The following is a 25,096-nucleotide window of genomic DNA, read 5'->3' as shown; positions in this document are numbered from 1 at the left end:
TAATTATCGCTGAGCGCGCATAAATTGAATAAGGTCTGGCCAAGCAGGCGGAACGTAGCCCACTGCCTGGCGGAATCGCGTAGAGTCCAGAGACCGATCAATCGCTAGATGATCATCTGGGACAATGTCGATTTTCTTTTCATAAATCTTCGCGATTTCATTCAGCAACGTGAATTTATCGATAGGCTCAGCGGAAACATGATAGAGACCGAACAGCTGCGGATTGGGAATCACGAAATCGGTGATGATGCGAGCAAGTTCTGAGGTCGGTACACCCGAGAATATGGCTTTCGTAAAACCTTTTACGGCACCTTCCTGGGAGAGGAACCAGTCAACCAGAGACGCACTGCTTGCCAGCTCATGGCCGATGATTGAGGTGCGCAAGGTGATGGCGTGAGGTTGGTCTTGAACCTCACCAATAAACTTGGACTTTCCGTACAAGTCGACCGCGTCTGAAATGTCAGATTCCAAATACATTCCCTTCTCGCCAGTGAAGACGCAGTCGGTACTGATATGGACAAGCCGGGCACCGATCAGCGCGCACAACTTCGAGAGGCGATGCGGCAGCATCGAGTTGAGCGGCAACGTCGACAGCGGATCCTTGGCCTGGGCTAACTGTTTGATCAAGCCAACGCAGTTGATAACGACGTCCGGACGTGCCTGCTCGAAGACACCGACCAAGGCTTCGTAGTCCAGAACATCAACATCCGAATAGAAGTTCTCTGCGTACTTTTCATCGAAGTACTTACGCCCCCCTCTACCACGCATGGTGCCAAACACACTATGTGAGGTATGGCTGGCGATGTACTTGAAAACAGCACTTCCGAGCATCCCTGTCACACCCAGCACTAAAATTTTCATATTGGATCTCTACGTATTTTTAATTCGATCTTGAATAATTTCGACCAAGCGGCGGCACTGGCTTTTCATTTCGTAATTATCACAGAAAAACCGATACCCTGCGGCCCCGTAGGCGCTTCTTTTTTCGGGCTCGCAGCGATAAATTTGTTCGATATTACTCGCCAGCGCAGCAGCGTCACCTGCGGGAGAGCAGAGGCCGGCGCCCGCCAACTGCACGACTCTCGCACCCTCGCCGTCAAGGGCGGCCAAGATGGGCTTGCCTGCTGCCATATAGGCCTGGACTTTGCTGGGAATGGTCAGGGTGAATATTTCGTCCTTTTTGAGCGTCACCAGCAGGGCTTCACTCTTGGCGAATAATTCCGGCATTGATTCAGATGGCAAACGCCCCACCAATTCCAAGTTGTGCAGCGCATGCACACGCTTTTGCTCATTCATCCATTCAAGACGGCTACCACTGCCAACCACCACGATCTTGCAACTAAGGTGAGTCAGGGCTTTTGCCGCATCGACGATAGTTTCCAAAGATTGCGCAAATCCGAGATTGCCAGCAAACACAATGCAAAAATGGGAGGTTAACAACTGATTGATTTCATCAGGTAAAACACTGGCGGCGCCAGCGGGCGGCGCAGGTGACAGCCGATAGGAGTTGGGGTAATAAACGAGCTTGCTTTTCTCCACATACTTTTCGGCAGACGATATAAATGCTTCAGACTGTACCAATACGGTATCTGCCTTGGCATATATGAACCGAACCAGCAAACCCACGGCTTTCAGCGCCCAGTGATTTTTTATAAACCCGGTTGCTTTCAGCGTTTCGGGCCACAAATCCTGCACCCAGACCATCAGGTGCGCATCCGTAGAGCGTTTCAACACGATTGCGGGGATCGCAGCAGTGATGGGAGACACCGCGAACACAATGATCGCGTCGAATTTTTTTCCCGCATTCTGCTTTGGAAAATACTTGATGCCATTAACTACAAATGACAGGTAGTTAAGGATCAGATTCTTTGCACCGCCTGCATGACGTGGCCTTAAAGGTGCACGGTGAACCTTTATCGAATCCTTGTACATGTGCTCGCTGCAGGAAGCTGCCTGATACCCTTCGTAGGTATCACCGTCCGGATAATTAGGTTGCCCCGTGAACACTTCGACTGTATGGCCAAGCGATGCCAATTCCTGCACGATATCATTAATGATAAAGCTCTCAGGGTAAAAATACTGAGTAACTATTGCAATATTCAGGGGCATGTCAGCTCACACTATCGAATCTGGACTTGAGCGCTTTGGGCCCCAAAAAAATCACAGATTTAATGAATGACAACATCGCGATCCACCGGTTAATTTTAATATCGAAACGGGGGGCGCGATTTGATTTCTCTACAAACTGAGCAGAGGTTTCCAGTATGTCAAAAAGCTTGGCCTTCTTTCTGTGACGGTCGGAAACCTGCATGTACTCGGAAGCGCTCATCGCGTGCAGCATCGCAATGGTATCAAAAATCCCAACCCGGTTGGTGGTGGCGGACTCTTCGTTATAGGAATATCCGGCAACGTCCGAAAACAGACCACACGTGAGCGGGCGCTCAATCGACTCGATGCCAACGACAGAGGGAATGCCAGCTGCCGAGGCCTCGATAATCGTCGTCCCCGACCCTACAAAGCAAAATGCACCATCCAGGATAGAGGGCAGTTCAGCGTAATCTACCTCACCGCAAAAATGCACATAAGCCTCAACGCCGTGCGACTCAGCCAAGGCAATCAGCGCGTTGCGCTCAGGGCCGTCGCCATATATGAAGTACTCAAAATCGGCTAACTTGCGAAGCTCAGCCAGTTGCGAGATGACATGGCGATTGTAGATTTTGAAGTCAACCAAACGACCGACGGAAACTATACGCAAGGATGACTGGAGCGGCTGGCGAGCACTGTAGCTTTCAAAAGAAATGCCCAGCGGTAGAATATCCAGCCCCGACACATCGGCGCCACTGAATTCTGCAGCCATCTCAGCCGTTCTTTCGTTAGGAAATAACGTGAGCTGGACGTTGCGATCATACAACGCCAACATTTTTTTCCTGAAATAGATATTACGACCGCGCCACCAGGCAATTTCCTTAGAGTGATAAATACCGACACTGACCGATTTGAAATCCAGCTGATCTCTATTTAAACAAACATAGGCCAACGTCAGCACATCCACCACATGAACGATGTCGTACTTTGTGGTATCCGTTTTTGCCGGCAACAGCGCATTGACCCAACTGGAAGCAGACAGAAAAGGAACATGTTCGACAATCGTGACCGACGCGTGCTGGGAGAGTTCGGTAAACAGCCCCTGATCATACTTATCAGACAGTAAAGTCACGCTAACGGAGTGCCCGGCCAGCTTGAGATATTTGGCCAATCTGACCACGTAAGTCTCAACCCCGCCAATAGCGAGTCCTCCCATCACAAACAATATGCTTTTCATACACCCTCAACCACAATCTATAGGAAATCGAAAAACACTTCGGAACCACCTGTCCACCCTGAATTGCTGTTGAGGTTCAGGTACAAGGTTGCAAAGGTATAAGCCGCCACCAGCAAAAAGCCCAATTTCTTGCCACACACATGCACAGCGATCATGGGGATCAGCACGTACTCAAACATTGAAATACTTGCGTAGCCCCGACCCGCCAGGATCGCGAAATCGCCCAGCACAATACGCAAAAAGGCCGCACAATAAAAAATACAGAAAATCAGATTGAAACTCTGGTATCGATGTTCAATCTTCTTCCAACATACCAGGCCTGCGATGATCACCAGCAAATTCTTGATATTCACCATGTCAAAAAGCGGCAAGGCATAACTGTACATGTCGGCGTTGAGATACAATTCGATTTTATCCCCCACAAAACCGAAAATCGCCATTTGACGCAGCACAGATTTAAAGTCGATGGTTGCGGAGATAAAGATCAGAACGGCACTGACGAGAAGATACAAACTGCGCTTGGGCCGAAAAAGATACAACCCCACTGGCACAATAAAAAATACCGATGACACATGAACCAATGTCGCGGCAACGATCAGCGCCGTCATCATTTTATACTTTCGCTGATCCAGATAGGCCGCAGCGAGGAATAGCAACCCGGATGCCAACCCCAAGCGTATTGCATTGAGTTCTTTGGCCAGGTAAAAATGCGTAAAGTAAACCAGCACCGCCAATGCAAAGTAAGGAGAAAAATACCTTATGCTGCGAATATTTAACGTCACCGCAACTAACGAACTAAAGCCGAATAAAACGGCCGCATTCTTTCCGAGTGCTGCCAATACCGACAGGAACATGAAAAAACCGAACTCGACATTGAATGTCGCGTAGCTGTAATCGCAATAGACGTTCTGGCAATCCAATACCGACGGTATCTGATAGAGCATCTCGAGATAAGCGGCATCATCGCTGCCAACTCCCACTGCCCTGAACGTAGCCAGGAAAACTAGCGGAACAGCCATCAGCACAGACACAACAATCGCTGGTAGTTTCCTATCACTTAAGGTATCAAATGCAGCCACCAGCACCAAAAAGCCATAAGCCAGGTATAACGGGAGAGTGAATTCCAGTTCCATTATCTACGCGCCCAGCAGGCAAAACCGATGACACACATGACAAAAAATACGATGTAAGCGATCATATAAGAATACATGACACCGTAAATACCGCCGATACTTTTTCCCAGCGAAAAAGTGAGCCCGACAAACAGCAGCGCTTGAATAACTTCAGACAGTATATACAATTTGGTCGCAGCCTTGGCCACTGCCACGAACCCGATCACGTAAGCGGATACTTTGAAAAAATCGCCCACCAGCTGAAAAATTATATAATTCTCCAGCTCATTAAATTCGGAAGACAGCAGCAGCGGGATGAAGAAGTGCCGACCAAAATAAAGCACACTTCCGCCGATAAGGAACCCGCCCATCACCAGCAACATGAACTTGATGACCTGACGTGTTATCGCCTTCTTCTCTCGCGTTGCCGAAATAAGTGGCATATAGTAAGACGCCAGGAAGACGCTAAAAAATCCAATATAAGCGCTTGAGAGTTTTATACTCCCCTGCCATATACCTGCCTCACTGTACCCCACCTGCGTTATCAGCGACTCCCTGATAACTATTTCCACCACAGGAAACATGACCGCACTGACCAGTAACATCAAACCGAATCTGGCAAAACCCTTCCCAATGCCAACATCAAATTTTCGCCACTTGATCATTCTGAACAGCGGCATGCCTTTAACAAAAAACAACGAAACAATAATCGGCATGACAAAGATCGCAAGCATGGCAATCGCCGCACCTGGCATTTTATAGCTTGAAATCAAAAACCATATTAATGGCAGTGCCAGGATATTTGAAACAACCTGCACCACCGCATTCACCTTCAGTTTACCGAGCCCATTGAAGAAACCGGAAAACAGAATATTGAACGCGAACGCAACCTGGGCGACAGCAAGGCACAGGATCACCCAGTAAAAGCGAGGCTCTCCAAACACCAGGACCGATATCTTCTCAGCAAATGAAAACAAGGCCACCAAGACAAGTATGGAGGCCCCCAACGCATAGAACACCGAGGTGGAAAACAGCCTGTACAGGCTAAACTTACTGTCCTTGAACTCGGCTACATATTTGATGACACCGTGCCCCAATCCCCCCCCCGCCAACAAGACCGCGATGGAGACCAGGCTCATAAAGTGCCCCAATTTCCCGAGGCCATCTGCACCCAAATACAAAGCAATCAGCTTAAGAATGCAGAACCCTACCAGGATTTTTGATGCTTGAGCGGCGCTCGTGAAAAAAGCGCCCGCCAGCAGTCCCGCCCTTTTCTCTTTTAATTTACCGACCGGCGGCATTAACTGCACCTATCACAGAATCAATGACGTGCTGAATTTCAACGTCTGACATTCCGTACCATACCGGCAGACGAAGAAGACGCTCACTTTCCTTAGTGGTAAAGACATCTTCGCCGTTAAAACGTCCCAACAGAATTCCCGCCGGAGCGCTGTGCAGAGGTACATAATGAAAAACCCCGCCCACGCCGGAGGCATTCAGATGTTTAAGCACTGCCGTGCGGGCGACAATATCTTTAACCTTAATATAAAACATGTGCGCGTTGGCTACACAGCCCTCTGGAACTGACGGCGTTTCGATCAGACCGGCACCGACCAGATCTTTAAACGCGGCATTGTAGCGATTCCAGATTTTGCAGCGGAATTCGTTAATCACCTCCGCCCGTTCTAATTGACCGAACAGATAGGCTGCCTGAAGTTCACCAGGCAGGTAGCTGCTGCCAATATCCACCCAGGTGTACTTATCAATCATCCCTCTGAAAAACTGGCTACGGTTAGTGCCTTTTTCACGGATAATTTCAGCGCGCCCAATAAAACGCTCGTCATTAATGAGCAGCAAGCCACCCTCACCGCCACTGGTGTAGTTTTTTGTTTCATGAAAACTGTAGGCAGCTAAATGACCAATAGTGCCCAACTTACGTCCTTTGTAGGTGGACATCATGCCCTGTGCTGCGTCTTCGACAACAAACAACTTGTGTCGCTGCGCAATGTCCATGATGGTGTCCATTTCACACGCCACGCCTGCGTAATGGACCGGCACTATGACCTTGGTTTTTTCAGTAATGGCCGCTTCAATCAGGGTTTCATCAATATTCATCGTGTCCGGACGAATATCGACAAATACGATTTTTGCCCCGCGAAGTACAAAGGCATTGGCTGTACTTACGAAGGTGTAGCTGGGCATTATCACTTCATCGCCCGGCTGTATATCGACCAATATTGCCGCCATCTCAAGCGCCTGGGTGCAAGAGGGCGTCAATAATGCCTTTTGGCACGAAAACGTTTCTTCGAACCAGCGCTGGCAATTTATCGTGAAGTCTCCATCTCCGGACATCTTCGCGCTGCGCATGGCGCGGGTTACATATTGATCCTCATTACCGGTATAAGGCGGCTTATTAAAGGGAACTTTCATCGAACTCACCATAAAATTCTTTTTCTAGTTGAAGTAAATCTTTCTTACGTTCTTTGACACGTTTTGCGGGTATGCCTGCATAGACACCCCAGGCGTCAGTAGGTTTGGTAACAAGCGCCATCGCGCCTACGGCGCATCCTTCAGCCAGTATCACACCTGGAAAAATGACAGCGCCAGCGCCTACTATTACGTGCCTGTGCACGTGTACCGCAGAAAACAACTCGTTCTTGAATTTTTTTGGAATTAAAGAGTTCGTTAACGTTTCGCCGCTGTAATCATCCGACTGGGAGAATATCTTGACGCCGTACGCCAACGTACAAAAATCCTCAAATACGATACCCGGCGTCCCACCAGCGATAAGGCACATAGGTGTTATATGATTGAAGCGACCGAATGTAATCTTGCCTGAAATGACGCAAAAATCATCAATTCGCGAAAAATCGCCAATCTCAATTTGATCAGCATTATAAATGCTGGCTCGATCACTGATTTTCACATCTTTGCCAAGCTTTTTAAAACCGAGCTGAGCCAGCTGCTCGTTTGATAAATACGCCATAATCTCTCCACAGCTAGCCAATACTGTCAGCAACCTAACGCACGGTTCTGCAGCTGGACGCTGCTGACAGGCGCATCAAAATGTATCAGCAATTTTAAACTTGTTTTTCCTGGCGTAATAGCATAATCGCCTACAGCCACCCAACAAATCAGGCCAATCTCAGGCCCGGGCACAGACAATGGGCTACTGGCCATCACTTAACACGACAGTGGAGCGCATTCTTGCAAGCGCTTGCTAGCGCAGGTAGCAAGATGTACTCCAGCGGCCGCCTCTACGCCAGCCTCTTGGAGCGAAAAACGCTGGAGAACAACGCGAAGGCTATACCGAGAACCAAACCCGCAATAATACCACCCATGATGATCAGCAGCTTCTTGGGCTTTACTGCGCTCAACGGCTCCATAGCGGCTCGATCAATGGCCACTAACTTTATGCGACTCATATCGATATTCAAATTGCGCAAACGCGCCATTTCCGCCCTCAGCGGCTCAACCCCGGCTAGAAAAATGTCTTCGTTTTCTCGGCGATTGAGTACTTCAACTTGACGATTGGATTGAAGCAGCTGCAGTTCTTTGGCGATTTGGGCAATACGCGCCTCAGCGAAGTCGTCCGAGTTTCGTTGATTGAGTGCTCGCTTTTCGGCCTCGAGCGCCTCTACCCCCATGAAATAAAGAGGTATCTGCTGGTTGTTCACTTCCGTACGCATCACGCTGTTTGAGCTTGCGCGTTCAGCGTCTCCCAACGAAGAAGGTGTCGTCGGTTTGTTAATGCCCAGTGATTTAGCGATGCCGATAGCCTCAGCCAATTGCGACATGCGATCGGTACGCAACGTTTTCAACTGGGCACGCAGCGCCTTCAATTCGTCCAACAGCTGTGCGCGCTTCAGATTGTCGGCCTCGAGCAATGAAGCTATCTTCGCTTCCTTGTCGGTTTCATAACTTGCTCGCGCAGCGTTAAACTTACCCGTAATTTCGTTGATTCGGTTTTTGACAATAACATCCATATCGGCCGCTATCTGCTTGCGCTCGCTGGCAATCGCATACTGAACGAAATCGTTCAGAATCTTTACACCATCGACGCCCTGCGGGTAATTCATTTCGAGTTTGATATAGGCACTCAGTGACTCAGCTTTCTTCAAGTCAGGCACTATCAAACTGATCGAATTACGATTGAACTCTTCAAAACTCTGCTCAAGGGTACGCCCTGGACGCTCAAACTCGCTAAAGAGCTGCTGATTGGCTCTGAAAAAATTCAATCGGGTTTCATAAGATTCAAGGGAAGCTCCAACTTTCAGAAGCGCTTCACTCGGTGGCAACTTATAAACTTCCGAACGATTTAAGGCGTCCAACTCATTGATCGCGGCAGGCCTTAGTACACTGCTCACCTGATATTCAGGAGTCGCCAGGAATGCATACGCCGCTGCGAGCAGCGCCACGCCAGCAGTGGTGATCAGGACTATTTTTTTCTGACGCCAGACGATTTGAGATAACGCAAAGAGGTCGACTTCACCCGTCGAGGGCACAGGGGGGGCGCGGAAGCTACTACTCACAACAAAAACCTGCCTTCAATGAGAAACTGCGGGCTCGTTATGCAGACTATCTTGCGTGATTTTTCCATCAACCGCCCAACGAAGCCCAGCTTCGCTGCCTGGCCTTGAGCGCACAAAATGACTGTTCTCGAGAATATGTTGCATTTTGCCATCTCTTCGCTACATTGCAAGACTTGACAAGTCAATGAGACGCTTCCCGCCTACGCGTAGGATACTTCCGCAGAGCTAGCAATGCGCAGCCATTCCCCCTTAAACACTGTCATTATCATTAATTAAAAATAGATTCGACCCGTAGCTGCTGCCAGAAAAAGCTGCGGTTTTAAATCCTGATATTCATTTATAGGATGTACATCAGCGTATTCGACGCGAAAAACGATCAGATTGATCCGACAAACGGCACCCCTCGTCACCGGCAATCTTGTCCACCTGAACGACCTGGATCCAGGTCACGCTGCAGGTATCTTTCCTCGGCTCTGCCTAGGCTTGAAAAGCAGGAACAGCACTGGGCCCAGTAGCATTCCGATTATCAGTGCCAACGTAACGAATACTGAAACAGGCAGTGTGGCGGAGGACCACCCCAAGAACGAAAGCGAGGCTGACTGTTGGTTCTCAAGCACGAAGCCTACAATTGCGAGAGCAACGATTGAAGCAATGATGACAGTAAAAATACGCTTGAACTGACGCATAACATACTCCTGGCAAACAATCAGATGCCCTCTTCCTCATCTTCATTTACCCGATCGCGTAACTCTTTACCGGGTTTGAAATGAGGTACGAACTTCCCATCGAGACTGACGGACTGGCCAGTCTTGGGGTTACGCCCTACTCGCGGTGCACGGTAATGCAGCGAAAAGCTACCGAAGCCGCGGATTTCTATACGATCTCCGGTGGCCAGGCATTGGGACATTTGCTCAAGCATAGTCTTGATAGCCAACTCGACATCCTTGGATGAGAGCAGCCCTTGATGGGTGACAATTCGTTCGATCAACTCCGACTTCGTCATATTTTTCCCTTCTTTTTCAAGCAGCTAGGAAAATCGCTTCGAAGGTTTTAGCATGACCTGAGGATTTTGAACAGCCCATGTACTAACTTATCTGCGCGCCTACTCCAAGACAGCCGTAAACACCCAAATCATCAATTACAGATCACCAACATCGTGCGCGTAAGCGCGCCAGCCGGGTTCCAGCCGAACGGATAGTCTTCGGCGTCATCCTTGGCTTCACTGGACCGGGCGATGACCTTGTAACCACGCGCTTTGCACTCACGCATCGCACGCGCATCGCACTTCTCCCATTTATTTCCCAGACCCGAGCAGTCGATCTCAATACCGCTGCCGCCCCGCGTTGCATGAGTCTTGGCGCTGGTAGCGGAGCAGCCTGCAAGCGTCAGCACTGCCAGCACTATGATAAACCTGTTCATTCATCCCCTTATTGAATCAGCAATGTGGAGCAATCAAGACTATAGCCACTTGTGACCTTGAGACGTACGCGTTAGTTCTTGGTTTTTGATTCACTTGATTTCAGAACCGGCAGCAAGCAGCCTTTCAATGGTCGCACTCTCTACATCATTCAACCACGTCTCGAAACGCCCGTTCCGCAAAGGGGCATGCGCACTTCACGACTACATGTCCTGATGGCTAGATCAAGCCCACCTCCGGATGACTCTCCAGACAGCTGTAAGCCACGTCACTTGCGAATCGACACCGCCCATGCATGCACGGACATCCCGTAACCTTCGAAAGCCGAGCGCGGTGACGGCGCTGACGCTATCGGGGCGCAAGCCCATACGATGAGAAGCCTGCAAAAAGCGCATCATCATCGCTCAGCAGGTATAATTACCTTAAGTTAATCCGGTCCGCATGTTCACAACGAAAGCCAAAGGGATGCAGCAGCAATGACGTTATTTAAACCTGCTAAACCAATTAAAAAAAACAGCAGGGTGCACACTAGCACGATAGCCGACACACCTCAGTCAAAGCGCCTTACGAACTTAGTGGCCTATGGGATACTTCTGGGAATTTGCATTATTCTATTTGAGCCTCTTATCAGCACTCTCTCTACAAACGCGTTCGACTATGTCACTCACTTAAAGTGGGCCAGCGACATGGAGAATGGTCAGAAATTAATATTGCCTCACCCGCTGTATCACGTGCTCACCATACTTTCCAAAAAAGCACTCGCCATCAGTTACCCCCAGGCGTCAACACTGGTCATAGTGCTTTCAATCTTCTTCCTTGCTATTTTAAATTACAACATTTTGAAAGCTCACACGTCCGCGTTGATCGCTGTATTTTTCTCAGTCTGCTTGCTTGTCATAACGCCCTTACAACTCTTCTTCGCTATTGATCAGCACCTTTACTTCGGCTACATAGGAATAAGCATTTATCACAGCCCTACCATGCTGCTGCTGAAGCCTCTATCCCTCCTGGCGTTCTGCTATGCACTCAAGTCTGTAGACAGCCCGCAGCACAACAATCTCTCCAACGGACTCGCACTCGCGTTCGCTTTGTTCCTCAGTGGGATTTCAAAGCCTAATTTCTTGATGATCGTGCTCCCCGCCTTTGTGCTTTTCCTGCTGATCACCCACCGGCTCAAATCAGCACTCATGGACAAGTATATCTATCTCGCATTTTTTCTCCCCATCATCGCTTTGCTAGGCCTGCAGTTTTTTCAAACGTTTTTCTTCCAAGACCTTTCACAAGCCACCGGCGCTACTGAAAGCCATATTGTTGTTCTACCCTTTGAGACCATGGCTCATTATTCAGACTTTCTATTTCCGAAGCTGATTTTATCGATAGCGTTCCCGCTGCTGGCCTTTTTATGCTACCCGAGAGATTTCATACAAGACAAAGCTGTCGTTTTTTCCTGCTGCTGCCTTTTGATGGGCTTGGTGCTGACCTACTTCTTCGCAGAAAGCGGATCGAGAATGTACGATGGAAACTTCTGGTGGAGCGGACAAATGGGGCTCTATCTGGTCTTCCTGTTCTCTGTCGCATTTCTAGTTAAAAACAGACATCACCTGACGATTCGCACCGTAGACAAAGTAAAGTATTCACTCTGTCTGATGTTGTTTTTCTTACACGCGCTTTTTGGAATATTCTTTTATAAACAAGAGCTTTTTTTCAATGCGAAATTTTGGTAACAATCCGTCTATCCCACACACCAACAAGATAAAAATATTATGCCAGCAAAATTGACATCACCTCATATCTCGGTGATCGTTCCAGTTTACAAAGCCGAAAACTCACTTGAGGAGCTTTACTCACGCCTGAAATCCGCCCTCGAGGAAATCTCATCCGATTTCGAAATCGTATTGATAGAAGACTGCGGGGGTGATCGCTCGTGGCAAATTATAGAGCGCCTCGCCGAGGCGGACCCAAGAGTACGTGGCATCCAGTTGAGTCGAAACTTTGGCCAGCACTATGGAATCACCGCAGGCTTGGATGCTTGCCGAGGCCAATGGGTCGTTGTGATGGATTGCGACCTTCAGGATCGCCCTGAAGAGATTCCTCGCCTCTATGCCAAGGCGCAAGAAGGTTACGATATCGTTTTAGCCTTGAGAGGAAAACGAAGTGATCCGCTACTTAAGAGAGCAACCTCTTGGCTGTTCTACAAGACGTTCAGCTATTTAGCCGACTTTGAATATAATGGCGACAGCGGAAACTTTCGTATTATTTCGCGAAAAGTAGTCGATAACCTCTGCCAAATGCGCGAGCAACTTCGCTTTTTTGGTGCACTCGTTCATTGGACAGGTTTCTCAAGCACAGGGATTGAAATCTCGCACGCAGAACGCCTGGATGGAAAAAGTACCTATACGTTTTCAAAGCTCTGGAACCTGGCGATGGAGACAATAATTGCCTATTCAGACAAACCACTTCGGCTTGCAGTGAAGTTAGGTTTCACCATGGCAGCACTGGCGTTTATCTTTGGGGCGTACCTCATGTTCACCACGATGCTACACGGAGCCGTGGTACAGGGCTGGACCAGCCTCATGGTTTCTACATTCTTTATTGGTGGCATTGTCATTTCAATCCAGGGCATTGTTGGCATATACGTCGGCAAAACATTTGACCAGACCAAGAACCGCCCCCTGTATATTGTAGGACGGAAAACCTACGATTTATCTGATGACACAGTTGGCACACACACGCAAACATCTCGATCTACCTTGCGCTTCGAAAAAGAATGAAGGCCAGAAAGAGTTTTTTTACCTCACCCGCTTTTTTACAACTGATACGTTATGGGGTTGTCGGCCTGACTAATAATGCCCTGCTTTACGCGGGCTACTTATTGCTCGTGTATTGCGGAAGCGGTGAAAAGCTGGCGATGACGTTAATTTATATAATAGGTGTTCTCACCAGTTATACGTTCAATTACAAGTGGACGTTTTCTCAGAAAAAGAATCGAGGTGCCTTCATACGATACATCCAGATGCACTTAACCGGGTACCTCATAAACTTTTTGCTTCTGTATATCCTTGTCGACAAGTTACTTTACCCTCATCAACTTGTTCAAATCTTCGCAATCATAGTTGTAGCGTTTTTTGGGTTTTTCACATGCAAGTATTTCGTTTTTCGTGACAAATCGGCTCGCGAATAAGCCTATCTTTCACGTACGGGTGCTAGTGCCACTCACTGAAGCGCAGCCGCTATGAGTCAGACGTTATTTCGGCCGTGACTTGCGCCACTGGATTACGAGCTGCCAGTCTCATCAGGCTGAACCAACAGGCACAAAAAAGGGCGACCGAAGTCGCCCTTTTTTACAGCCTTACAGAACTTAGTTCTGCTTAGCCATTGCTTCGCGCAGCAGGGAGGCCATGGTGGTCTCGCCAGTTGCAGCTTCCGGAGCGGATTTCAGGCTCTGGATAGCTTCTTTCTCTTCCACTTCATCTTTCGACTTGATGGAGAGTTGGATTACGCGGCTCTTGCGGTCAACGCTGATGATCTTGGCTTCTACTTCCTGGCCTTCTTTCAGAACGTTGCGCGCGTCTTCAACGCGGTCACGGCTGATTTCGGAGGCTTTCAGAGTCGCTTCGATATCGTCGGCCAGAGTGATGATGGCGCCTTTGGCGTCAACTTCTTTCACTGTACCTTTAACGATGGCGCCTTTGTCGTTCTCTTGTACGTACTCGGAGAACGGATCGCTTTCCAGTTGCTTGATGCCCAGGGAGATGCGCTCGCGCTCTGGGTCAACCGACAGGATAACGGTGTCCAGCTCGTCGCCCTTCTTGAAACGACGAACAGCTTCTTCGCCAACTTCGTTCCAGGAGATGTCGGACAGGTGAACCAGGCCGTCGATGCCGCCGTCCAGACCAATGAAGATACCGAAATCGGTGATCGACTTGATGGTGCCGGAGATTTTATCGCCCTTGTTGAACTGGCCAGAGAAATCTTCCCATGGGTTAGATTTGCACTGCTTGATGCCCAGGGAGATACGACGACGCTCTTCGTCGATGTCCAGAACCATAACTTCCACTTCGTCGCCGACTTGTACGACTTTCGAAGGGTGGATGTTCTTGTTGGTCCAGTCCATTTCGGAAACGTGTACCAGGCCTTCAACGCCTTCTTCCAGCTCAGCGAAGCAGCCGTAGTCGGTCAGGTTGGTAACACGCGCGGTCACGCGGGTGCTTTCTGGGTAACGGGCTTTGATAGCGACCCATGGATCTTCACCCAGTTGCTTCAGGCCCAGGGAAACACGGTTGCGCTCGCGATCGTATTTCAGAACCTTCACATCGATCTCGTCGCCAACGTTGACGATTTCCGAAGGATGCTTGATACGCTTCCAAGCCATGTCGGTAATGTGCAGCAAGCCATCGACGCCACCCAGATCGACGAATGCGCCGTAATCGGTGAGGTTCTTGACGATACCTTTGACTTGTTGGCCTTCCTGCAGGGATTCCAGCAGAGCTTCACGCTCGGCGGAGTTCTCTGCTTCCAGGACGCTGCGACGGGAAACGACAACGTTGTTGCGTTTCTGGTCGAGCTTGATGACCTTGAATTCGAGTTCTTTGCCTTCCAGGTGCGTGGTGTCGCGCACAGGACGAACGTCGACCAAAGAACCTGGCAGGAACGCACGGATGCCGTTAACGTCGACAGTGAAGCCGCCTTTAACCTTACCGTTGATAACGCCCTTGACCACTTCTTCAGCTGCGAAGGCTGCTTCGAGAACAATCCAGCATTCAGCGCGCTTGGCTTTTTCACGGGACAGCTTGGTTTCACCGAAACCGTCTTCAACCGAGTCCAGAGCAACGTGAACTTCGTCACCGACATTGATTGTCAGATCACCAGCATCGTTGTAGAACTGTTCCAGCGGGATCAGAGCTTCAGACTTCAGACCAGCGTGAACGGTTACCCAGCGAGCTTGGTAATCGATATCAACGATAACACCGGTGATGATGGAGCCTGCCTGAAGGTTCAGGGTTTTTAGGCTTTCTTCAAAGAGTTCCGCAAAGCTTTCGCTCATTTTAATTCCTGTTGATAAGGGCGAAGAATACGCCCATCTCCACACCCCAGACGGTATGGGTCAGTTTCAATTAGAAGAAGCACCACAGGACTATGACTGGTCCCCTGCGGCCTTCTTGGTCACCCGGCGATATCACGAATGGCGATCTCGCTCATGATGCGTTCCAGCACCTGCTCGATGGACAACTCCGTGGAATCCAGCTGTATGGCGTCAGCCGCCGGCTTGAGCGGGGCTACCGCACGCTGGGTATCACGCTCATCGCGTGCACGGATCTCATCTAGCAGACTCGACAGACTAACACCATCGACTTTGCCCTTCAACTGCAAGTAACGGCGGCGAGCACGTTCCTCGGCGCTGGCGGTCAGGAAAATCTTCAGCGGCGCCTCGGGAAAGACCACCGTGCCCATGTCACGGCCGTCGGCCACCAGGCCCGGCGGCTCCTGAAACGCGCGCTGGCGCTGCAGCAATGCGTCACGTACGGCGGGCAGCGCGGCAACCAGGGAGGCCCAGGAACCGACTTGTTCGTTACGCAGGTCGTCGGTCACATCGTCGCCTTCAAGGATGATGCGCTGGGGATGACCTTCCGTCGCGCCGACGAACTGCACGTCAAGGTGCGCCGCCAGCAACGTGAGGGATTCCTCGTTGGTCAGGTCGACGCCATGGTTGCGCGCGGCGAACGCCAGCAGGCGATACAGCGCGCCGGAATCGAGCAGGCACCAGCCGAGGCGCTTGGCCAGGATGCCGGCGATCGTGCCCTTGCCCGAGCCGCTTGGCCCGTCGATGGTAATCACCGCAGCTTTGATATTCACAATTGAGCCTCTTGGGCTACACGCATGCCGACATGGGCACACAGTGTAAGAAAGTTCGGAAAAGATGTGGCGACGTTGGCGCAATCGCGGATACGGATCGGCGCCACCGCTCGCAACGACGCCACGCTGAAGGCCATGGCGATCCGGTGATCGCCATGGGCCTGCACGTCGCCGCCGCCTATCGGGCTGCCGTCAATGATAATCCCATCAGGTGTCGGTTCACACTTCACACCCAGCGCCAACAGACCGTCGGCCATGACCTGGATACGATCGGACTCCTTCACCCGCAGCTCCTCGGCACCGCGCAACACTGTGCGCCCCTCGGCGCAGGCGGCGGCTACGAACAGTACGGGAAATTCATCGATCGCCAGCGGCACCAGCGCTTCGGGAATCTCGATGCCTTTGAGCCCAGCGGCGCGTACACGCAAGTCGGCAACCGGTTCGCCACCCACTTCACGTGGGTTTTCAACGGTAATGTCCGCGCCCATCAGGCGCAGAATATCGATCACCCCGGTGCGCGTCGGATTGATACCGACATGTTCGAGCAACAACTCGGAACCCTCGGCAATCGTGGCCGCTACCAGGAAAAATGCCGAGGAGGAAATATCCCCCGGCACTTCTATATGGGTAGCGGTCAACGCATGCCCGGACTCGAGCGACGCCGTCGCGCCCTCCACCACCACCGGGTAACCAAAACCGCGCAACATGCGCTCGGTGTGGTCGCGGGTCGGTGCAGGCTCGGTCACTGCGGTTCGGCCTTCGGCATACAGTCCGGCCAGCAACACACAGGATTTCACCTGGGCACTGGCCATCGGCAGTACATAATTGATGCCTTTGAGTGCCTGGCCACCGTGTATGGTCAGCGGCGGGCAGCCTTGCGGCCCGGTCTCGATCACTGCACCCATGTCTCGCAACGGCTTGGCCACGCGGCTCATCGGGCGCCTGGACAGCGAGGCGTCGCCCGTCAGCACGCTGTCGAAGCGCTGCGCCGCCAGCAACCCGGACAACAGGCGCATGGACGTACCGGAATTGCCCAGGTAGATCGGCCCCGGCGCCGGTTTCAGGCCATGCAGGCCCACGCCATGAATCGTCACTCGACCGTGGTGCGGCCCTTCAATCACCACGCCCATGTCGCGAAACGCCTGCAAGGTCGCCAAGGCGTCCTCACCTTCAAGGAAGCCTTCCACTTCGGTCACGCCCTCAGCCAATGAGCCCAGCATGATCGAGCGATGGGAGATCGACTTGTCACCCGGCACCCGAATGCGCCCGCTCAAGCGGCCACCGGGACGGGCGATGAAGGTCAGTTCTTCGGCATTCACTGCGGTTTCCACATAGGCGCGGCGCGCCAGGATCTTGCTGAAGTGTTCACGCGCCACCCGCGCACGGGTGAACACGCCCAATAGTTGATGGCCATCGCCCGCATCCACCGCGTCGCGCAGGGCATCGAGGTCGCTGCGGAAAGTATCCAGGGTACGCAACACCGCTTCACGGTTGGCAAGGAAGATGTCGTGCCACATCACCGGGTCGCTGCCGGCAATTCGCGTGAAGTCGCGAAAGCCACCGGCGGCATAGCGGAAAATCTCCAGGTTTTCGTTGCGCTTGGCCAACGAATCCACCAGGCCGAATGCCAACAGATGGGGCAGATGGCTGGTCGCCGCCAGCACTTCGTCGTGACGCTCGACCTGCATATGCTCCACATCCGCCCCCAGCTCGCGCCATAACCGGTCTACCACGGCCAAGGCCGCAGGATCGGTCTGTTCAAGCGGAGTCAGGATCACTTTGTGCCGCCGAAACAGCTGCGCATTGGACGCTTCCACCCCACTCTGCTCGGAACCGGCAATCGGATGGCCCGGCACGAAGCGCGGCGGCATGTCACCAAACGCCAGTTGTGCGGCGCGCACCACGTTACCCTTGGCGCTGCCGACATCCGTGAGAATCGCGCCGCCCAAATCCAGGCCGGCCAGGATCGCCAATAGCTTTTCCATCGCCAGGATCGGCACGGCCAGCTGGATCACATCGGCGCCCTGGCAAGCGATGGCCAGGTCCGCCTCGCAGCGATCCACCACCCCAAGCTCCACCGCCAGCTTGCGCGATTGCGGGTCCAGGTCCACGCCGACCACTTCGCCGCACAGGCCGCTCTCGCGCAGGCCTTTGGCGAAGGATCCACCGATCAACCCAAGACCGACCACCACCAGGCGACCGATCATAGGCACAGCAGGTTGCAATGCAGTGACATCAACCACGGGCCAGAACCTTGGCCAACGCCTCCAGGAAGCGGCTGTTCTCCGCCGGCAAACCGATGGTGACGCGCAGGTGGTTTGGCATGCCGTAATTGGCCACCGGGCGCACGATCACACCTTCGCGCAGCAACCCCTGGAAGACCGGGGCGGCTACCTGTCCGAGGTCGACACAGATAAAGTTGCCCCTGGACGCAATCCAGCCCAGGCCCAACTCGCGAAAACCGTCCTGCAATTGCTGCATGCCGCGTTCGTTGAGGCGACGGCTTTCTTCCAGGTAATCGGCGTCATTCAACGCCGCGCAGGCCGCCGCCAGGGCCAGACTGTTGACGTTGAACGGTTGGCGCACGCGGTTGAGCACATCGGCGACTACCGCTGTGGACAAGCCATAGCCAACCCGCAGCGACGCCAGGCCGTAGGCCTTGGAGAACGTGCGCGACACCAGCAGGTTCGGATAGGCCGCCAGGAAGTCCAGGCCATCCGGCAGGTCGCTGCCTTCGGCGTACTCGATATAAGCCTCATCCAGCACCACGAGGACGTGCTCGGGCACGTCCTGCAGGAATTCGTTCAAGGCCTGCTCATCGAACCAGGTGCCCGTCGGGTTATTCGGGTTGGCGATAAACACCACGCGGGTTTGCGCATCGATGGCGGCCAGCATCGCCGGCAAATCGTGCCCCCAGTCTTTTGCCGGGATAACCCGCGCATCGGCACCTACGGCCTGGGTGACGATCGGGTAGACCGCAAATGCATGCTCACTGAACACCGCATTCAGGCCCGGCGCCAGATAGGCCCGGCCGACCAGCTCGAGGATGTCGTTGGAGCCGTTGCCCAGGGTCACCTGATTGAGCTCTACCCGGCATTTTTCTGCCAGCAGGGACTTGAGGGCAAAGCCGTTGCCGTCGGGATAACGGGTCAGCTCAGCCAACTCATCGCGAATCGCCGCCAGCACTTTAGGGCCAGGGCCCAGCGGGTTCTCGTTACTCGCCAACTTGACGATTTTGGACGGATCCAGATTCAACTCACGTGCCAGCTCGTCCACAGGCTTGCCTGGGACGTAAGGCGAGAGTTGTTGCACGCCCGGCTGCGCCAGGGCGAGGAAGTTGCCACTCATGTCAAAGCCTCACAAAACCGCTTTCGGGTAAGAGCCCAGCACCTTGAGTGCCACGGCCTCCTGGCTGATTTTCTCCAGCACACCTTTGACCAGTGGGTCGCGGTGATGCCCGATGAAGTCGATAAAGAACACGTAGGTCCATTTACCGCTGCGCGAAGGACGCGTCTCGATGCGCGTCAGATCAATCCCGTTGTCGTGGAACGGCACCAGCAGCTCGTGCAGCGCGCCGGGTTTGTTGCTCATGGAGACGATAATCGAAGTCTTGTCGTCGCCGGTGGGCGGCACTTCCTGGCTACCGATCATCAGGAAACGCGTGGAGTTGTCCGGACGGTCCTCGATTTTCTCGGCCAGGCGCGTGAGCCCGTACAGGCCCGCCGCCATATCGCCGGCAATCGCTGCCGAGTTCCACTCGCCCTTGACCCGCTTGGCCGCCTCGGCATTGCTGGAGACTGCCACGCGCTCGACGTTCGGGTAATGCGCATCCAGCCACTTGCGGCACTGGGCCAGGGACTGGGCGTGGGAATAGATACGGCTGATGCTGTCGGTCTTGGTGTTTTCGCCCACCAACAGGTGATGGTGGATGCGCAGCTCAACCTCGCCACAGATCACCATGTCGTGTTCCAGGAAGCTGTCCAGCGTGTGGTTGACCGCGCCTTCGGTGGAGTTTTCCACCGGCACCACGCCAAAATTCACTGCGCCGGCCGCCACTTCGCGGAACACTTCGTCGATCGCTGCCATGGGCTTGCTGATCACGGCGTGGCCGAAATGCTTCATGGCCGCCGCTTGGGTGAAAGTGCCTTCCGGGCCGAGGTACGCTACTTTCAGCGGCTGTTCCAGCGCCAGGCACGAGGACATGATTTCACGGAACAACCGCGCCATCTCTTCGTTGCCCAGCGGGCCCTTGTTACGCTCCATCACGCGCTTGAGCACCTGGGCTTCTCGCTCGGGCCGGTAGAACACCGGCACTTCACCTTCCGCCAGGGACGCCATTTTCACCCGTGCCACTTCCTGGGCGCAGCGTGCGCGCTCGCTGATCAGCTCGAGGACTTTCTCGTCCAGGCTGTCGATGCGTACCCGCAGGGCCTTGAGTTCTTGCTCAGACATTAGCCGTGTTCCTTTTCGAACTCTGCCATGTAGGCAACCAGCGCGTTGATGGCGTGGATGTCGACAGCGTTGTAGATGGAGGCGCGCATGCCGCCGACTGAACGGTGACCCTTGAGGTTCAGCAGGCCGCGCTCGTCGGCGCCGGCCAGGAACGGCTTGTCCAGGCGGTCGTCGGCCAGGCGAAATGGCACGTTCATCCATGAGCGATTGGCGAGGTTGATCGGGTTGCTGTACAAGCCGCTGGCGTCGATGAAGTCGTAGAGGGTGCGCTTCTTCACTTCGTTGAGCTTGCCCATGGCCGCCACGCCGCCCTGCTCCTTGAGCCATTCGAACACCAGGCCGGACAGGTACCAGGCGAATGCCGGCGGGGTGTTGTACATCGAGCCATTATCGGCTGCGACCTTGTAGTTGAGCATGGTCGGGCACAGCGAGCGGGCGCGGCCGAGCAGGTCTTCGCGGATGATGTTGACCAGAATGCCGCTCGGGCCGATGTTTTTCTGCGCACCGGCGTAGATCATGCCGTACCGGGACACGTCGATCGGGCGCGAGAGGATGTCCGAGGACATGTCGCACACCAGCGGGACGTCGCCCACTTGCGGCACCCAGTCGAATTGCAGGCCGCCAATGGTTTCGTTGGCAACGTAGTGCACGTAGGCCGCATCCTTGGACAACTTCCATTCGTTCTGACCAGGAATGGCGAAGTAGTCATAAGGCTTGGCGGTGCCTGCCACGTTGACATGACCGTAGCGGGAGGCTTCTTCAATGGCCTTCTGACCCCAGATACCGGTGTCGATATAGTCAGCGGTGCCGCCTTCAGGCAGCAGGTTCAGCGCAATCTGGGCGAACTGCTGGCTCGCGCCACCCTGCAGAAACAGCACTTTGTAGTGGGAGGGAATGTCCAGCAAGTCGCGCAGATCCTGCTCGGCCTTGGTGGCAATGGACACGAACTCATCGCTGCGATGGCTCATTTCCATCACGGAGAGGCCTTTTCCATGCCAGTCGAGGAGTTCAGCCTGCGCGCGCTGCAGGACTGCTTCAGGAAGCGCCGCGGGACCGGCACAGAAGTTATAGGCTCTCTTGCTCACATCCAATCTCTCTGATCTGGTGGGACTCAAATCACACACTGTAGGAACGAGGGGGACGCCCGGTTCTTGCTCGCGAAAAAACCGAGAGCGCAAGGGCGTATCAGGCAGCCCGCGCCATCGTTGGCGATTTTCGCGAGCAAGCTCGCTCCTACAGGGGGCGGCGTATATTTCAAAGGGGACAAACAACAAGGGGGCGAATCTTCATCCGCCCCCTGTGTGTCCGCTTATTCCTGCGGTTCTTCTTCGTCTGCGGCAGCATCGAGGGTTGGCTCGTCGACGTTGTCATCGCCGGCTGCGATCACCTCGCCGTCGAACTCCTCACCTTCCAGCTCTTCGCCCTCAACTTCCGAAGGCTCCTGCACACGTTCCAGGCCGACCAGTTTTTCGTCCTTGGCCAGCTTGATCAGGGTCACGCCCTGGGTGTTACGGCCCAGGCTCGAGACCTCCGCCACGCGGGTACGTACCAGGGTGCCCTGGTCGGAAATCAGCATGATTTCCTCGCCGTCGAGCACCTGGACTGCGCCGACCAGACGGCCGTTGCGGTCGTTGCTGACCATGGCAATCACACCTTGGCCGCCACGCTTGTACTCCGGGAACTCACTGATAGCGGTACGCTTGCCATAACCACGCTCGGAAGCGGTGAGGATCTGGCTGCCTTCTTCCGGGATCAGCATCGAAATCAGCTTCTGCCCTTCTGGCAGACGCATGCCGCGCACACCGCGGGCGGTACGGCCCATGGCGCGAACGTCGGATTCCTTGAAGCGCGTTACTTTACCGCCGTCGGAGAACAGCATGACTTCGCGCTCGCCATCGGTGATCGCGGCGGAGATCAGCACGTCGCCTTCATCCAGCTCCAGGGCGATCAGGCCCACGCTGCGTTGACGGCTGAAGGATTCCAGCGGGGTCTTCTTCACGGTGCCCTTGGCGGTGGCCATGAAGATGAAGTGACCTTCGGTGTAGTCCTCGACCGGAAGCATGGTAGTGATGTATTCATCACTGTCCAGCGGCAGCAGGTTGACCAGTGGGCGACCACGGGCGGCACGGGAGGCTTCCGGGATTTCGTAGGTTTTCAGCCAGTACACCTTGCCCTTGCTGGAGAACAGCAGCAGCGTGGTGTGGCTGTTGGCGACCAGCAGGTGAGCGATGTAGTCCTCATCCTTGACGCCGGTAGCCGATTTACCTTTACCGCCACGACGCTGAGCCTGGTACGCAGCCAGCGGCTGGGTCTTGGCATAGCCACCGTGGGAGATAGTCACCACGCGCTCTTCTTCCGGGATCATGTCGCCCAGGGTCAGATCGAGGCGTGCATCGAGGATTTCGGTGCGGCGCACGTCGCCGTATTCGGCGCGGATCACTTCGAGTTCTTCGCGGATCACTTCCATCAGGCGTACGGCGCTGTTGAGGATGCGGATCAACTCGCCAATCTGGTTGAGGATCTCCTGGTACTCGGCCAGCAGCTTCTCGTGCTCCAGACCGGTCAGGCGGTGCAGGCGCAGTTCCAGGATGGCCTGGGCCTGTTCCGGCGACAGGAAATACTTGCCGTCACGCAGGCCGTATTGCGGGTCCAGGGTCTCGGGGCGGCAGGAGTCCGCGCCGGCGCGCTCAACCATGGCCACGACGGCGCTGGATTCCCACGGCATCTTGATCAGGGCTTCCTTGGCTTCCGACGGCGTCGGGGAGGCCTTGATCAGCGCGATCACCGGGTCGATGTTCGACAGCGCAACCGCCTGGCCTTCCAGGATGTGGCCGCGCTCGCGGGCCTTGCGCAGTTCGAACACGGTACGACGGGTGACCACTTCGCGACGGTGACGTACGAAGGCTTCCAGCAGATCCTTGAGGTTCAGGATGCGTGGACGGCCATCGATCAGGGCAACCACGTTGATACCAAACACGCTTTGCAGCTGGGTCTGGGCGTAGAGGTTGTTGAGGATCACCTCGGGCACTTCGCCACGACGCAGCTCGATCACCACGCGCATACCGTCTTTGTCGGACTCGTCGCGCAGCTCGGTGATGCCTTCGAGCTTCTTCTCTTTAACCAGCTCGGCGATCTTCTCGATCAGGCGTGCTTTGTTCAGCTGGTACGGGAGTTCGGTGATGACGATCTGCTGGCGGCCACCGACCTTGTCGATGTCTTCGATGATCGAGCGGGCGCGCATGTAAATGCGGCCGCGACCGGTGCGGTAGGCTTCGATGATGCCGGCGCGACCGTTGATGATCGCGGCGGTCGGGAAGTCCGGGCCGGGGATGTATTGCATCAGCTCATCGACGGTCAGCTCGGGGTTGTCGATGAGGGCCAGGCAACCATCGATGACTTCACCGAGGTTGTGCGGCGGGATGTTGGTGGCCATGCCCACGGCGATACCGCTGGAACCGTTGACCAGCAGGTTGGGAATACGGGTGGGCATGACGGCCGGGATCATTTCGGTGCCGTCGTAGTTCGGCACCCAGTCCACGGTTTCTTTATGCAGGTCGGCCAGCAACTCGTGCGCCAGCTTGGTCATGCGCACTTCGGTGTATCGCATGGCCGCGGCGTTGTCGCCGTCGACCGAACCGAAGTTGCCCTGGCCGTCTACCAGCAGGTAGCGCAGGGAAAACGGCTGGGCCATCCGAACGATGGTGTCGTACACCGCAGTGTCGCCGTGAGGGTGATACTTACCGATCACGTCACCGACAACACGGGCAGATTTCTTGTACGGCTTGTTCCAGTCGTTACCCAGCTCGCTCATCGCGAACAGCACACGCCGGTGCACGGGCTTCAAGCCGTCGCGCGCATCAGGCAGTGCCCGACCGACAATGACGCTCATCGCGTAGTCGAGGTAGGACTGTTTCAGCTCGTCTTCGATATTGACCGGGAGGATTTCTTTGGCCAGTTCGCCCATGAGAAGCCTGATTCCTTTTTCGGGTGAAACTTCGTTACATCCATTCGGGACGAACAAAGCTCGCCGCTGCCGGCACGGTGCCTGACAACGACTTACGACAAATCAACGAGTTATGACACGGATCTGCGCGTTATGGACCACCCCTCGGGGCAGCCCTGGAAACCGCCGGATGTTATCACAATCGCCGCCACGCACCTATCCCCCTGATGCGCATGGAGGCTAGTAATTTGATGAATGACAGGCTTGAGGGGGACGAGAGGGGCTCAGAGGTGGGGTGGTGTTGTTTTTTGAGGCTGGATCCGGGACTTTTATTGACTTTGAGGGCCAATCGGGGGCAAGCCCCCTCCCACATGTTGACCGTGTTCACCATTCAAGTGTGGGAGGGGGCTTGAACTGGTCAAGTAATCTTGGACACTGATTAAGGTTCACGCCGCCAACCTTTCC

General features: G+C 54.0%; 21 protein-coding genes. 3 read left to right on the top strand and 18 right to left on the bottom strand.

The annotated features are described in order from the left end of the window. Positions 1-3: 3 nt before the first annotated feature. From CIB54_RS24695 to CIB54_RS24645, 11 genes are all read right to left on the bottom strand, one after another. On the bottom strand, positions 4-861 hold the full coding sequence (locus tag CIB54_RS24695; RefSeq protein WP_065950339.1) for a dTDP-4-dehydrorhamnose reductase family protein: 858 nt from the start codon (positions 859-861) through the stop codon (positions 4-6). Between the two features lie 9 nt (positions 862-870). Then, positions 871-2,109, bottom strand: a complete 1,239-nt coding sequence (locus CIB54_RS24690) for a glycosyltransferase family 4 protein (RefSeq protein WP_191951166.1) — start codon at positions 2,107-2,109, stop codon at positions 871-873. Between the two features lies 1 nt (position 2,110). Then, positions 2,111-3,322, bottom strand: coding sequence for a glycosyltransferase family 4 protein (locus CIB54_RS24685; RefSeq protein WP_101221225.1), 1,212 nt, complete (start codon positions 3,320-3,322; stop codon positions 2,111-2,113). A gap of 17 nt (positions 3,323-3,339) precedes the next feature. Beyond that, positions 3,340-4,455, bottom strand: coding sequence for an EpsG family protein (locus tag CIB54_RS24680; RefSeq protein ID WP_065950337.1), 1,116 nt, complete (start codon positions 4,453-4,455; stop codon positions 3,340-3,342). Beyond that, complete coding sequence (locus tag CIB54_RS24675; protein ID WP_101221224.1) at positions 4,455-5,735, bottom strand: O-antigen translocase; 1,281 nt, start codon at positions 5,733-5,735, stop codon at positions 4,455-4,457. Before CIB54_RS24675 ends, CIB54_RS24680 begins: the two co-directional genes overlap by 1 nt. After that, entirely contained in the window at positions 5,719-6,864 is a 1,146-nt protein-coding gene (gene rffA, locus CIB54_RS24670) for a dTDP-4-amino-4,6-dideoxygalactose transaminase (protein WP_065950335.1), read from the bottom strand. The genes CIB54_RS24675 and rffA overlap by 17 nt, the downstream gene beginning before the upstream one ends. After that, entirely contained in the window at positions 6,848-7,420 is a 573-nt protein-coding gene (locus CIB54_RS24665; RefSeq protein WP_065950334.1) for an acyltransferase, read from the bottom strand. Before CIB54_RS24665 ends, rffA begins: the two co-directional genes overlap by 17 nt. Before the next feature lie 271 nt (positions 7,421-7,691). Beyond that, on the bottom strand, positions 7,692-8,966 hold the full coding sequence (locus CIB54_RS24660) for a Wzz/FepE/Etk N-terminal domain-containing protein (protein WP_065950333.1): 1,275 nt from the start codon (positions 8,964-8,966) through the stop codon (positions 7,692-7,694). 446 nt (positions 8,967-9,412) lie between these two features. Next, positions 9,413-9,652, bottom strand: coding sequence for a LapA family protein (locus CIB54_RS24655; RefSeq protein WP_065950332.1), 240 nt, complete (start codon positions 9,650-9,652; stop codon positions 9,413-9,415). A gap of 20 nt (positions 9,653-9,672) precedes the next feature. Beyond that, positions 9,673-9,969, bottom strand: coding sequence for an integration host factor subunit beta (ihfB, locus tag CIB54_RS24650; protein WP_065886416.1), 297 nt, complete (start codon positions 9,967-9,969; stop codon positions 9,673-9,675). A 131-nt stretch (positions 9,970-10,100) separates the two neighbouring features. After that, the gene (locus CIB54_RS24645; RefSeq protein ID WP_065950331.1) at positions 10,101-10,385 is read right to left on the bottom strand and encodes a hypothetical protein; all 285 of its coding nucleotides are present in this window, start codon (positions 10,383-10,385) and stop codon (positions 10,101-10,103) included. A gap of 474 nt (positions 10,386-10,859) precedes the next feature. Here CIB54_RS24645 and CIB54_RS24640 point away from each other — a divergent pair, with 474 nt between their 5' ends. The 3 genes from CIB54_RS24640 to CIB54_RS28085 are packed head-to-tail and all read left to right on the top strand — an operon-like array spanning position 10,860 to position 13,564. Continuing rightward, positions 10,860-12,107, top strand: a complete 1,248-nt coding sequence (locus tag CIB54_RS24640; protein ID WP_101221223.1) for a hypothetical protein — start codon at positions 10,860-10,862, stop codon at positions 12,105-12,107. Between the two features lie 39 nt (positions 12,108-12,146). Next, entirely contained in the window at positions 12,147-13,154 is a 1,008-nt protein-coding gene (locus CIB54_RS24635) for a glycosyltransferase family 2 protein (protein WP_065950329.1), read from the top strand. After that, positions 13,151-13,564 (top strand): GtrA family protein, encoded by a 414-nt coding sequence (locus tag CIB54_RS28085; protein WP_101221222.1) that lies wholly within the window; start codon positions 13,151-13,153, stop codon positions 13,562-13,564. The genes CIB54_RS24635 and CIB54_RS28085 overlap by 4 nt, the downstream gene beginning before the upstream one ends. A gap of 177 nt (positions 13,565-13,741) precedes the next feature. Here CIB54_RS28085 and rpsA read toward each other — a convergent pair whose 3' ends face one another. From rpsA to gyrA, 7 genes are all read right to left on the bottom strand, one after another. After that, entirely contained in the window at positions 13,742-15,427 is a 1,686-nt protein-coding gene (rpsA, locus tag CIB54_RS24625; protein WP_065950327.1) for a 30S ribosomal protein S1, read from the bottom strand. A 119-nt stretch (positions 15,428-15,546) separates the two neighbouring features. Then, positions 15,547-16,236: a (d)CMP kinase gene (gene cmk, locus CIB54_RS24620; RefSeq protein WP_101221221.1), complete on the bottom strand. Its 690-nt coding sequence runs from the start codon at positions 16,234-16,236 to the stop codon at positions 15,547-15,549. After that, positions 16,233-18,443, bottom strand: coding sequence for a bifunctional prephenate dehydrogenase/3-phosphoshikimate 1-carboxyvinyltransferase (locus CIB54_RS24615; protein ID WP_232790608.1), 2,211 nt, complete (start codon positions 18,441-18,443; stop codon positions 16,233-16,235). Before CIB54_RS24615 ends, cmk begins: the two co-directional genes overlap by 4 nt. Positions 18,444-18,471: 28 nt before the next feature. After that, positions 18,472-19,584, bottom strand: coding sequence for a histidinol-phosphate transaminase (gene hisC, locus CIB54_RS24610; RefSeq protein WP_101221219.1), 1,113 nt, complete (start codon positions 19,582-19,584; stop codon positions 18,472-18,474). 9 nt (positions 19,585-19,593) lie between these two features. After that, positions 19,594-20,688: a prephenate dehydratase gene (gene pheA, locus CIB54_RS24605; protein WP_003172650.1), complete on the bottom strand. Its 1,095-nt coding sequence runs from the start codon at positions 20,686-20,688 to the stop codon at positions 19,594-19,596. Beyond that, positions 20,688-21,773, bottom strand: a complete 1,086-nt coding sequence (gene serC / locus CIB54_RS24600) for a 3-phosphoserine/phosphohydroxythreonine transaminase (RefSeq protein ID WP_065950323.1) — start codon at positions 21,771-21,773, stop codon at positions 20,688-20,690. Before serC ends, pheA begins: the two co-directional genes overlap by 1 nt. Before the next feature lie 224 nt (positions 21,774-21,997). Further along, positions 21,998-24,652 carry a DNA gyrase subunit A gene (gyrA, locus tag CIB54_RS24595; RefSeq protein WP_101221218.1) on the bottom strand — a complete coding sequence of 885 codons (2,655 nt, stop codon included), beginning with the start codon at positions 24,650-24,652 and terminating at the stop codon, positions 21,998-22,000. Positions 24,653-25,096 lie beyond the last annotated feature (444 nt).

This window comes from Pseudomonas fluorescens (assembly GCF_002837185.1).
Lineage (GTDB): Bacteria > Pseudomonadota > Gammaproteobacteria > Pseudomonadales > Pseudomonadaceae > Aquipseudomonas > Aquipseudomonas fluorescens_AM.
The sequence above is the reverse complement of the archived record's forward strand: the minus strand, read 5'-3'. Positions and strand labels throughout refer to the sequence as shown.